Below are 10,691 nucleotides of genomic sequence, written 5' to 3'. Positions count from 1 at the left end.
GGGTCGGACGAGCCCAGGGACCACAGGCGCTTCGGGTCGTGGAGCTCGTCCAGCGGGACCGCCGCGGTGTGCAGGGTGTCGGCCAGCTCGTCCCAGGCGTCGTGCGGGGCGCCCATCAGGCGGCGCACCCGGTGGCGGCCGGTCAGCAGCGACTGGGTGGCGTACGGGACCTCCTCGCCCGGGGCGATCAGCTGTCTGTCGTACGCCACCGCGAGGTTGATGAGGTCGTCGCCCGGGGGCAACACGAAAACGGCCCACCGACTCCGTCGGCGGACCGTCAAGAAAGAGACACCGCTGGCGTCACGAGTGCCATTTCAGACCGACGGGCACTTTCCTATTGCGACGTGCAGTGTGACGTTTTCCGAGGGGTCGTACAGTTCGCCAGGTTTCGGGCTTTGGCTGCAGATTTCTCCGTGCACCCGAGAGATTTCCTGCTGGTCGACAATGCCGGGGCCTCCGTAGAAAACATCAATGAAGCGGCTGTTGTATCCCTTCTTCAGGAGTTGGGCGTAGGATTTATCGAAGTCCTTGCCTATGAGATCGGGTGTCTTGGGGGTGGGGACATGGGCGTTCCAATGAGCTGGGCACGTTTCCCCGCGCGGGACAGCACCAAAATCAATGGAGTCCGTGCCGGCCCCTTCTCTCGTCAGGCAAGCCCTCCACAGTTCTGCGTGTTGCAGATCCACGGTTCGGCCGAGGTCCGTCGCATCTCGGACGGAGAAGCCGAGGTCCTTCTCGACGGCTTCTTTCATTTTTACGGGCAGACTGTCCGGAGGCAGGGGCGTGGACGCAGGTCCACTTCGTGTGGCTGAGGCCGTGCCGTCGGATGAATGGTTCGAGCAGGCTGCGCTCAAGGCGGTAACCGCCAAGATCAAAGCCATGCTCCTGCCAAGCGATTTCGGTTTCATGACCTGCTTTCCCGTTACTGTGCGCTGCGCGGTATCCGCACCGACGACTCCTCGGTGGGTGCAAAGCGATACCGCTTGTGATGGATGGGTTCAACGTCGCGCGGACCGACGGGCAGTGGCGAGTCCCGCCCGGCACCCGGATTCCGGGGCGGTCGCGGTCGAACGGCCCGCCCCCGCGAGCCCGCCGGCTCACCCCATCCGCCCCCCATGGCACTCCCGGTACGACTCGCCCGACCCGCACCAGCAGTTCCCGCTCTTCGGCGGCGGCCACGGGACGGCGCGGCCGCGGGCGGCCAGGGTGGTGGCGTACTGGGGGAGCAGGTCCGGGTCGGCCGGGGAGGCGGCCTCGGAGGCGGCGAACGCCTCGTAGGACGGGACCGTGCCCCTGACGATGCCGAGGTTGGGGGTGCCCGCCGTCTGGAGGTCGCGGAGGGCGGCCTCCAGGCGGGCCAGGTGGTCCGGGTGCGAGGTGTACTCGCTGCCCAGGCCCGGGTAGGCGGTGAGCAGTTCGCGCAGTTCGTCCGCGGGCCAGTGCAGTACGGCCACCGGGAACGGGCGCGACAACGCCGTGCGGTAGGTGCCCAGTTCGGCGCGCAGGCGGGTGATCTCGGCGCGTAGCTCGCCGGGGTCGGACGAGCCCAGGGACCACAGGCGCTTCGGGTCGTGGAGCTCGTCCAGCGGGACCGCCGCGGTGTGCAGGGTGTCGGCCAGCTCGTCCCAGGCGTCGTGCGGGGCGCCCATCAGGCGGCGCACCCGGTGGCGGCCGGTCAGCAGCGACTGGGTGGCGTACGGGACCTCCTCGCCCGGGGCGATCAGCAGGCGCAGGGCCGTGGAGAAGAGGTCGTGGGCCGCTTCCAGCTCGTCGTGGGCCTCCAGCGTCTCGGCCGCGATCTCCCAGGGGGCCGCCTCCTGCGGGGCCGCCACGCGGACGCCGTCGATGAGCGCGCGGGCCTCCGCCTCGTGGCCGTACTCCCAGAGGTTCGCGGCGCTGAGCGCCTTCACCAGGTGGGGGTGTTCGGTGCCGGGGTCGCTGAGCAGTTCGTCGTAGAGCGTGGTGGCGCGAGCGCGTTCGCCGGCGAGTTCCAGGTGGGCCGCGGCCTGGAGGAGCAGCGGTTCGTGGTCCTCGGGGTACTGCGCCGCGGTGCGGAGCAGTCGCTCGGCTTCGGTGATGTGGTCGGCAGGCGTGTCGGGGCGCATGAATCACACGGTACTGCCGTGCGGGCGTGGGGCGGAGGGCTTGTCCCGGGCCGGGGGAGCGGCGGGTCGGCCCGCCCGGCCCGCGGCGGCACCGGCCCCCGGGCGGGGCCGAGGCCGTAAGGTACTCCGACGTGCTCAGACGACGTCCGCAGTTGTTGTGGTTGCTGGTCCCCTACGTGCTCTACCTGGGGGCGCTGCCGTTCGTGAACCGGGTCAGACCTGTGGTTCTCGGGCTGCCGTTCCTCTTCTTCTGGCTGCTCGGGGCGACGCTGCTGACCCCCGTCGCCGTGTGGCTGACCCGGCGGGGTGACCGCCGGTGAACGCCGCCGTCGCGACCTCCGTCTTCGGGGTCTTCATGGTCGCCACCGTCGCCCTGGGGCTGCTCGCCGTACGCGGCGGTCGCGGCGGCGGGGGCGGGCTCGCCGAGTGGTCGGTGGGCGGGCGCAGTCTGGGGACCGTCTTCATCTGGGTGCTGATGGCCGGTGAGGGCTACACCAGCTTCAGCTACCTCGGCGCCGCCGGCTGGGGCTACAACTACGGGGCGCCCGTGCTGTACGTGGTCGCGTACATGTCCTGCGGGTACGCCGTCGGCTACGTCGTCGGGCCGATGCTGTGGGCGTACGCGCGAAGGCACGGTCTCGTCGGGATCACCGACATGGTGGCGCACCGCTTCGGACGGCCCTGGCTCGGGGCGCTCGTCGCCGTCCTGGCGACCGTGTTCCTGCTCCCGTACATCCAGCTCCAGATCACCGGCATGGGCGTCGTCGTCTCGACGATCTCCTACGGGGCCATCAGCCTGAACTGGGCGTACTTCATCGCCTTCGCCGTCACCACCGGCTTCGTGGTCGTCAGCGGGCTGCGCGGCAGCGCCTGGGTGTCGGTGCTGAAGGACCTGCTGGTGATCGTCACGCTCGGTTTCCTCGCGATCTACGTGCCGGTGCACTACTTCGACGGCTACGGGCCCTTCCTCGACCGGCTCGTCACTGAGAAGAGCGAGTGGCTGACCTTCCCCGGCCACGGGGACAGCGGCCTCGGGCAGGCGTGGTTCATCACCACCTCGTTCCTCAACTCGCTCACCGTCGTGATCTTCCCGACCACCGTCGCCGGCTACCTCGGCGCGAAGAACGCCGACGTGCTCCGCCGCAACGCCATGTGGCTGCCCGCCTACAACGTCCTGCTCTTCGTCCCGATGCTGCTCGGCATGGCGGCGCTGTTCGTGGTGCCGGGGCTCGTCGGGGCGGAGTCCAACCTCGCCCTCTTCAAGCTGGTCGTGGACTCGCTGCCCGCCTGGTCCGTCGGGGTCATCGGGGTCGCCGCCGCGCTCTCCTCGATCGTGCCCATGGCCGTGTTCATGCTGGTCATCGGCACGATGTGGGGCCGCAGCGTGCTCTCGCTCGTCCCGCGCTGGGAGCGGCGGCAGAAGGGGGCCGCGCAGTCGGTCGTCGTGGTCGCGGGCTCCCTCGCGCTCCTGCTCACGTACACCGCCCCCAACACCCTCGTACGCCTCTCGCTCATCTCGTACGAGGGCATGGCGCAACTGCTCCCCATGGTGCTGCTGGGGCTGATGTGGCGGCGGCTGACGCTGCTCGGGGCGATGTCCGGGCTCGTCGTCGGGGTCGGGACGGTGTGCGGGTTCGTGTTCACGGAGAACGATCCGGTGTGGGGGGTGAACGCGGGCATCGTCGCCCTCGCCGCCAACCTGGCCGTCGCGCTGGCGGTGACGTACGCCGGTCCGCGCGAGCGCGACGAACGGCCGGACGAGGAGGTGCTGGCCGGGGACGAGGTGGACGCACCCGTCGGGGCGGGCTGAGCTGCCGTCAACGTACGTTGACCCCTCCGGCCCATCGTGTATAACGGATGGGCCGGTAGGAGCGAGCCAGGAAGGGAGGCACCGTCCATGGACGCCAGCGCCATGAGCCGCGTACGCGGTGGTCTCTCCCGCGTCCTGCGCCCCGCGGGGCTGCTGTTCTTCCTCCTCACCGAGGTGCTCCTCGCCGAGGGCGGCACCCTCTCCGCCGCCGTCGCGCTCGCCGCCACCGCGGCCGCCGGCACGGCGCTCGTCGCCTGCTCGGTCATCAGCGCCCGCTGCGCCGCCCCGGTGCCCCGCACCCGGGTCCGCACCGCCATCCGCGACCGGGAGAAACGCACCGCGTTCCTCCCGCAACGGGACCCGGACGCCCAGGGGCGCCGTCGTCCCCGAGCCCCGGGCCGCGCCCTCCCGACGGCCGCGTAGGACGCCTTCCCCTCGTGGGGGCGGCTCTCTCGCGGTCCGTCATGCCGAAGCCAGTCCTTCCCGCTTCCCGGCACGACGAGACCCCCGGAGGGCTCAGCCATGTCCACCTTCATGTCCGCTTTCGCCAGCCTGGTCGGCGCCCTCGCCGACCTGCTCCACCCGCTCTTCCAGAACGCGTCCACCGCCGCCGCGATCGTCCTGTTCACCGCGCTCGTCCGGCTCGCCGTGCACCCCCTCTCCCGGGCCGCCGCACGCGGGCAGAAGGCGCAGCGCCGGCTCCAGCCGCAGATCGCCGAGCTGCGCAAGAAGCACGGCAAGGACCGCGAGCGGATGCAGAAGGCGCTCATGGAGCTGCACCGCGAGGAGAAGGTCTCGCCGCTCTCCGGCTGCCTGCCGAGCCTGCTCCAGATGCCGGCGTTCTTCCTGCTCTACCACCTCTTCTCCAGCCAGAGGATCGGCGACGAGGCCAACGCGCTCCTCGGCCACCAGCTCTTCGACGCCCCGCTCGGCGAGCGCTGGCACGACGCCCTCGCGCACGGCGGGGTGTTCGGCGCGCAGGGCCTGGTCTACCTGGGCCTCTTCGCGATCGTGGCCGCCGTCGCCACGTTCAACTACGGACGTACGAAGCGCCAGATGGCCGCCAGTCCGGTCGTCCCGGCCGCCGGGCCGGACGGGCAGCCGGTGCCCGGCCTGGGCGCGATGAACAAGCTCATGCCGCTGATGTCCTTCTTCACCCTGTTCACCGTCGCCTTCGTGCCGCTGGCCGCCGCGCTGTACGTCGTCACGAGCACCACCTGGACCGCGGTCGAGCGGGCCTTCCTGTACCGCGACATGCCCGCTCCGGGTGGTGCGGTCGCCCCGGCGGCCTGATCCGCCGGCGGACGGGCCGTTCCAGGGTGTGAACGGGGTCTTGCGGAGTGATCGGATGTCTTGGAGGATCGGACAAGCCTGCGATGGCCGCCACCCATCCGACGGGCCTGATCCCGACCGAGGAGAGAAAGACCCTTGAAACTGCTTCGTGTGGGTACGGCGGGCGCGGAACGACCGGCGCTGCTGGACGAGGACGGAACCCTGCGCGACCTGTCGGGCGTCGTCCCCGACATCGACGGCGCGCTGCTCGCCGACGAGGACGCGCTCGCCCGGGTGCGCACCGCCGCGGCCGCCCCGGGCGGGCTGCCCGCGCTCGACGCCGAGGGGCTGCGGGTGGGCCCGCCGCTCGCCCGGATCGGCAAGATCGTGTGCATCGGGCTGAACTACCACGACCACGCCGCGGAGACCGGCGCCCTCATCCCGGACGAGCCGATCCTCTTCTTCAAGGCCCCGGACACCGTCGTCGGACCCGAGGACACCGTGCTCGTGCCGCGCGGCAGCGTGAAGACCGACTGGGAGGTCGAGCTCGCCGTCGTCATCGGGCGCACCGCGCGCTACCTGGAGACCGCCGAGGAAGGGCTCGCCCACGTCGCCGGGTACGCGGTCGCGCACGACGTCTCCGAGCGCGAGTTCCAGATCGAGCGCGGCGGCACCTGGGACAAGGGCAAGAACTGCGAGACGTTCAACCCGCTGGGCCCCTGGCTGGTCACCGCCGACGAGGTGGCCGACCCGCAGGCCCTCCCGCTGAGGCTCTGGGTCAACGGCGAGCTCAAGCAGGACGGCACGACCGCCGACCAGATCTTCCCCGTCGGCGAGGTCGTCCGGTACCTGAGCCGGTTCATGACGCTCTACCCGGGCGACGTGATCAACACCGGGACCCCGGCCGGCGTGGCCATGGGGCACCCCGACCCCAAGCCGTATCTGCGGGCCGGTGACGTCGTGGAGCTGGAGATCGACGGCCTGGGCCGGCAGCGGCAGGAGCTGAAGGACGCGTAGGGGGTGTGCCCCGCCGATAGGGCCGGACCGGGCCGCGATCGCCGAACCACCCCTGGCGCCCCGAGACATCGGAGGGGCGGGGTCCGCCGGGTGCGGGCCTCACCCCTCCGCGTGCGTCAGCCGCCGATCCGCGACGCGAACTGCTCCAGCGCCTCCACCACCAGCGCGTGGTCCTCCGCCTGCGGCAGGCCCGAGACCGTCACCGAGCCGATGACCCCCGCGCCCTCGACCGCGATCGGGAACGAGCCGCCGTGCGCCGCGTACCGGTCCGGGTCGAGCCGGGACGCCTCGTCGAACGTCGTCCCCTTCGCCCGGAACCGCGTCCCCACCAGGTACGAGCTCTCCCCGTACCGTTCGACGACCCTGCGCTTGCGGTCGATCCAGGCGTCGTTGTCCGCGCTCGACCCCGGCAGCGCGGCGTGGAACAGCTGCTGCGCCCCGCGCCGGATGTCGATCGCGACCGGGGCGTGCCGCTCCCGGGCCAGGGCGACCAGCAGGCCGCCGAGCGCGTAGGCGTCGTCGTGGCCGAAGCGCGGCAGGGTCAGCCTGCGCTCCTGGGCGATCAGCTCGGAGACGGTCGGAGCGGTGGGATTCATACGGGCTGCTCCTCGGGGGCGTGGGCGGGGGAGGGTACGGAGGCCTGGGTGCCGGCCGGCCGCAGGGTGACGGTGACCCCCTCGCGTGCCGAGCGGCGGGCCGCCTCCAGGACGTCCAGCGCCTCCGCGGCCTGGAGGGCGGTCACCGGATTGTCGCCCTTCCCGCGCAGCGCGTCACCGACCGCCGCGTAGTACGCCGGGTAGTCGCCCGGGACCGTACGGACCGGGGTGCCGCCGCCCGTGACCGGGGACTCGCCCGCGCCGAGCCGGCCCCACAGCTCCTCGCCCTCCTCACCCCACGGCTCGCCCCGCGTCGGGCGGGCGCCCTCGCGCAGGGCGGCCTCCTGGGGGTCGAGGCCGTACTTCACGAACCCGGCGTTCGACCCGAGCACCCGGAAACGCGGGCCGAGCTGGGCCGTCGTCGCGCTCACGTACAGGTGCGAGCGGACCCCGGAGGTGTGCGTGACCGCCACGAACGTGTCGTCGTCGGCCGCCGCGCCCGGGCGCCGCAGGTCCGTCTCCGCGTACACCTGGGCCGCCGGGCCGAACAGCGTCAGCGCCTGGTCGACGACATGGCTGCCCAGGTCGTACAGCAGCCCGCCGATCTCACGCGGGTCGCCCGACTCGCGCCAGCCGCCCTTCAGCCGCGGGCGCCAGCGCTCGAAACGGGACTCGAAGCGCTGCACCTCGCCCAGGGCACCGTCCGCCAGGAGCGCGCGCAGGGTGAGGAAGTCGTTGTCCCAGCGGCGGTTCTGGAAGACCGAGAGCAGCAGCCCGCGCTCCTCGGCCAGCGCCGCCAGCTCCCGCGCCTCGGCCGCCGTGCCCGCGACCGGCTTGTCCACGACCACCGGAAGCCCGGCCTCCAGCGCCGCCCGTGCGAGCGGGACGTGCGTCCGGTTCGGCGACGCGATCACGATCAGGTCCAACTCGTCCGCCCGCGCCCACAGCTCGTCGGGCGAGGCGGCGAACCGCACGTCCGGGTAGGCGGCGCGGGCCTGGGCGCGGCGTTCCTCGTCTCGGGTGACGACCGTGTCCAGGGTGAGGCCGTCGGCCGCCGCGATCAGCGGGGCGTGGAAGACGGACCCCGCCAGGCCGTAGCCGACGAGTCCGACGCGCAGGGGGGAGCCGGAGGTCTCGGAAGGGGTGGGGGAGGTCATGACCCCACTTTGGCAACGCTGTTGCCAAAGTGCAAGCGCGCGCCACAATAGGGGCGTGAACAGGAGCAACAGCGGCGCCAACCTACCCGCCCTGCGCAGCCACAACGCGGCCCTCGTGCTGGATCTGCTGCGGGTGGCCGGCGAGCGCGGCATCAGCCGGCTCGAACTCGCCGAGCGCACCGGGCTCACCCCGCAGGCCGTCAGCAAGATCACCGCCCGGCTGCGCGCCGAGGGCCTGGCCGCGGAAGCGGGCCGCCGCGCCTCCACGGGCGGCAAGCCCAGGACCGTGCTGCGGCTCGTCCCCGGGGCGGGCCACGCGGTGGGGCTGCACCTGGACCGCGACGGCCTGACCGTGGTGCTCGTCGACCTCGCGGGGACGGTCGCCGAAAGCCGTACGGCTCCGCTGGACTTCGGGGCCCCGGCGGACGAGGTGCTGGCGGCGGCGGCCGGGGCGGTCGCCGCCGTGCGGGGGGACGGGGCGCCGCCGGTGCTCGGGGTGGGCGTCGCCGTGCCGGGGCCGCTGGACCACCGGGGCGGGGTGCTGCACCGGGTCACGGGGTTCCCCCAGTGGGACGGCTACCCGCTGCGCGACGCGCTCTCGGCCCGCACCGGGCTGCCCGTCGTCCTCGACAAGGACACCAACGCCGCCGCCCTCGGTCTCGCCCTCGGCGCGGAAGGCCCCGCCGACTTCGCCTACCTCCACCTCGGCACCGGCCTCGGCGCGGGGCTCGTCCTCGGCGGGGCGGTGCACCGGGGGCTCCGGACGGGGGCGGGGGAGTTCGGCCACCAGACCGTGCAGCTGGACGGCGTCCCGTGCGGCTGCGGCGGTCGCGGCTGCCTGGAGGCGCTGTGCCTGGCCGCCGTCCACCGGGGCGACGCCGCCGAGGCCGCGCGGGTGCTCGGAACCGGCGCCGCCAACCTCGTCGGGCTGCTCGACATCGACCGCGTGGTGCTGGGCGGCCGCACGGTCGCCGCCGACCCCGACGCGTACGTACGGGGGGTGCGCGCCGTACTCGACGAACGGGCCCGGCGCGACGGGGTGCGCGGCACCCCGGTCCCGGTCACCGCGCACCGCGCGGGCGACCGCCCGGTCGCGGAGGGCGCGGCGCAACTGGTGCTGGCCCCGGTGTTCGGACGGGTGGGTGACTCGGAGGCCCCGGTGTTCGGAGGGGTGGGTGACTCGGAGGTCCCGGTGTTCGGAGGGGTGGGTGACTCGGAGGTCCCGGTGTTCGGAGGGGTGGGTGACTCGGAGGTCCCCGGGGAAGTGGGCTGATCGGGCGCACCCCCGCCGCCGTCCGGGCGGGCCCCCGGCACGCCTGCGCGGGGCGCCCGCGCGCGCGTGACAGGGTCGCCGCCCCAGGGCGTGCTCCCGGGGCAGCGCCGTCCGGGCGACCGGACGGCCGGACTCCGCGCGCCCCGACCGGCCGTTGCCGTACGAAGTGGAGGCTGCCCCGCCATGCCCCCCGAAACAGCTGAGTCCCCCGAGCCCGCCGAGCCCCCCGGCACCGGCCGCACCCGGCACGGCCTCGCGCTCGGTCTCGTCGCCGCGAGCGTCATGCCCGTGGTCCTCGGCGGGGCGACCGCGTCCGCCGCACCCCAGCGGAGCCCGGTCGCCGGACCCGCCACCCGGCTGTCCCCGGCGGCCGGGCCCGGCTCGGCCACCGCCGGCCGGGAGTCCGCCTGCGGCACCCCCGCGTCGACCGGCTTCCCCATCGACACCCGTATCCACGGCGGCCCCGACACCTACGCGTCCGGCGGCGGCTACGGCACCTGGTTCCTGGACCTGACGAACACCACGACGGAGCCGTGCCGCGCGATCCACCCCGTGATCGTCCTCACCGACGAGGAGCGGGCGCTGACCTCGGACCAGATCCAGCTGGAGTTCTCCGAGCGCGCCCGCCCGGACGTCGAGCACCGGGTGACCTGGGAGACGACCGACCGGGACGAGCACATCGGCGTCTTCGGGGGCGGCGGCGACGACGCCTTCCCCGGCTTCACCGTGCCCGCCGGACGCACCGTCACCGTCCAGGTCCGGCTCGCCTTCACCTCCGGCACGAGCCCGGGCCGGATCACCGCGAACGCCGCCGTCGTCCAACGGCGGGACGTGGGGGGCGGTGACGGGGAGTGGGTCGGTGAGTCCGAGGACTACCCGTTCACCGTGGTCGACGAGCACAGCGGCGAAGACACCGCCGACACCGGTGACACCGGGGACAGCACCGGCACCGGTGACACCGGCGAGACGGACGGCGACCGCGAGAGCGCGGACGGAACGGGCAGGGAGAACGTGGGCGGCACCGGCGAGGACGAGGAACGGGGGAGCGGCACGGTGAAGGGCAAGGGCGAAGAGGGGTACGCGGACCCCGACAGGACCGACCCCACCCGGCCCGGCGGCACCCGTCGCCCCCCGCCGCCCGGCACCGACCCCGCCGGGGTGCCCGAACTCGCCCGGACCGGCATCTCCGTCCCCGTACCGCTGCCCGCGCTCACCGTCTCCGGGTTCCTGATCGGCGGCGGGGCGATGGTCCTCGCCGCCCGCCGCACCCGCCGCCCGCGCCGCTGACGGCCGCACTGCTCAGCCAGTACCTCGTGCTCGAACAGTCGGCCCCAGGTGGGCCGGCAATTGGGGGGCGGCGTCGCGGGGCTGGGTGCGCGCATCTGCGGCGTTGTCGTCAATCACCATGGCTCCGCCATGGCTCAATCCTCCGCCTTGCAGCTGCACGCACCCAGCCCCGCT

11 protein-coding genes and 1 pseudogene are annotated in these 10,691 nt (G+C 73.3%); 7 read left to right on the top strand and 5 right to left on the bottom strand.

The features are described from left to right. The 3 genes and pseudogenes from ABZ564_RS32360 to ABZ564_RS32350 all read right to left on the bottom strand — a co-directional run. Positions 1-191, bottom strand: a pseudogene (locus ABZ564_RS32360) (hypothetical protein); the annotation flags it as partial. A 123-nt stretch (positions 192-314) separates the two neighbouring features. After that, positions 315-752 carry a hypothetical protein gene (locus ABZ564_RS32355; RefSeq protein WP_360863030.1) on the bottom strand — a complete coding sequence of 146 codons (438 nt, stop codon included), beginning with the start codon at positions 750-752 and terminating at the stop codon, positions 315-317. A 345-nt stretch (positions 753-1,097) separates the two neighbouring features. Further along, positions 1,098-2,105, bottom strand: coding sequence for an SEC-C domain-containing protein (locus ABZ564_RS32350; protein WP_360863028.1), 1,008 nt, complete (start codon positions 2,103-2,105; stop codon positions 1,098-1,100). Positions 2,106-2,266: 161 nt separating this feature from the next. Between ABZ564_RS32350 and ABZ564_RS32345 the strand changes: the two genes are divergently transcribed. The 5 genes from ABZ564_RS32345 (at position 2,267) to ABZ564_RS32325 (ending at position 6,204) form a co-directional block, all read left to right on the top strand. Next, on the top strand, positions 2,267-2,425 hold the full coding sequence (locus ABZ564_RS32345) for a DUF3311 domain-containing protein (RefSeq protein WP_018105675.1): 159 nt from the start codon (positions 2,267-2,269) through the stop codon (positions 2,423-2,425). Continuing rightward, positions 2,422-3,915 (top strand): sodium:solute symporter family protein, encoded by a 1,494-nt coding sequence (locus ABZ564_RS32340; RefSeq protein WP_360863027.1) that lies wholly within the window; start codon positions 2,422-2,424, stop codon positions 3,913-3,915. The genes ABZ564_RS32345 and ABZ564_RS32340 overlap by 4 nt, the downstream gene beginning before the upstream one ends. 87 nt (positions 3,916-4,002) lie before the next feature. Next, positions 4,003-4,338: a DUF6412 domain-containing protein gene (locus tag ABZ564_RS32335; protein WP_360863026.1), complete on the top strand. Its 336-nt coding sequence runs from the start codon at positions 4,003-4,005 to the stop codon at positions 4,336-4,338. Between the two features lie 99 nt (positions 4,339-4,437). After that, positions 4,438-5,208, top strand: a complete 771-nt coding sequence (locus ABZ564_RS32330; protein WP_360863024.1) for a YidC/Oxa1 family membrane protein insertase — start codon at positions 4,438-4,440, stop codon at positions 5,206-5,208. Positions 5,209-5,343: 135 nt separating this feature from the next. Then, positions 5,344-6,204 (top strand): fumarylacetoacetate hydrolase family protein, encoded by an 861-nt coding sequence (locus tag ABZ564_RS32325; protein WP_360863022.1) that lies wholly within the window; start codon positions 5,344-5,346, stop codon positions 6,202-6,204. A 116-nt stretch (positions 6,205-6,320) separates the two neighbouring features. Here the strand turns inward: ABZ564_RS32325 and ABZ564_RS32320 are convergent, their stop codons facing one another. Both ABZ564_RS32320 and ABZ564_RS32315 read right to left on the bottom strand, forming a co-directional pair. Continuing rightward, on the bottom strand, positions 6,321-6,800 hold the full coding sequence (locus tag ABZ564_RS32320) for a heme-degrading domain-containing protein (RefSeq protein WP_360863020.1): 480 nt from the start codon (positions 6,798-6,800) through the stop codon (positions 6,321-6,323). Continuing rightward, positions 6,797-7,957 carry a Gfo/Idh/MocA family oxidoreductase gene (locus ABZ564_RS32315; RefSeq protein WP_360863019.1) on the bottom strand — a complete coding sequence of 387 codons (1,161 nt, stop codon included), beginning with the start codon at positions 7,955-7,957 and terminating at the stop codon, positions 6,797-6,799. The genes ABZ564_RS32320 and ABZ564_RS32315 overlap by 4 nt, the downstream gene beginning before the upstream one ends. 55 nt (positions 7,958-8,012) lie before the next feature. Between ABZ564_RS32315 and ABZ564_RS32310 the strand changes: the two genes are divergently transcribed. Further along, positions 8,013-9,230: an ROK family transcriptional regulator gene (locus ABZ564_RS32310; protein WP_360863017.1), complete on the top strand. Its 1,218-nt coding sequence runs from the start codon at positions 8,013-8,015 to the stop codon at positions 9,228-9,230. Between the two features lie 183 nt (positions 9,231-9,413). After that, positions 9,414-10,517, top strand: a complete 1,104-nt coding sequence (locus tag ABZ564_RS32305) for a hypothetical protein (protein ID WP_360863015.1) — start codon at positions 9,414-9,416, stop codon at positions 10,515-10,517. The last annotated feature ends 174 nt before the right edge of the window (positions 10,518-10,691 follow it).

Source organism: Streptomyces sp. NPDC019224, assembly GCF_040632605.1.
Classification (GTDB): domain Bacteria; phylum Actinomycetota; class Actinomycetes; order Streptomycetales; family Streptomycetaceae; genus Streptomyces.
The sequence above is the reverse complement of the archived record's forward strand: the minus strand, read 5'-3'. Positions and strand labels throughout refer to the sequence as shown.

Coding starts and splice junctions, on each gene's coding strand:
- ABZ564_RS32330 (WP_360863024.1), top strand. CDS start 4,438: ATGTCCACCTTCATGTCCGCTTTCGCCAGCCTGGTCGGCGCCCTCGCC.
- ABZ564_RS32320 (WP_360863020.1), bottom strand. CDS start 6,800: ATGAATCCCACCGCTCCGACCGTCTCCGAGCTGATCGCCCAGGAGCGC.
- ABZ564_RS32350 (WP_360863028.1), bottom strand. CDS start 2,105: ATGCGCCCCGACACGCCTGCCGACCACATCACCGAAGCCGAGCGACTG.
- ABZ564_RS32315 (WP_360863019.1), bottom strand. CDS start 7,957: ATGACCTCCCCCACCCCTTCCGAGACCTCCGGCTCCCCCCTGCGCGTC.
- ABZ564_RS32305 (WP_360863015.1), top strand. CDS start 9,414: ATGCCCCCCGAAACAGCTGAGTCCCCCGAGCCCGCCGAGCCCCCCGGC.
- ABZ564_RS32355 (WP_360863030.1), bottom strand. CDS start 752: ATGAAAGAAGCCGTCGAGAAGGACCTCGGCTTCTCCGTCCGAGATGCG.
- ABZ564_RS32335 (WP_360863026.1), top strand. CDS start 4,003: ATGGACGCCAGCGCCATGAGCCGCGTACGCGGTGGTCTCTCCCGCGTC.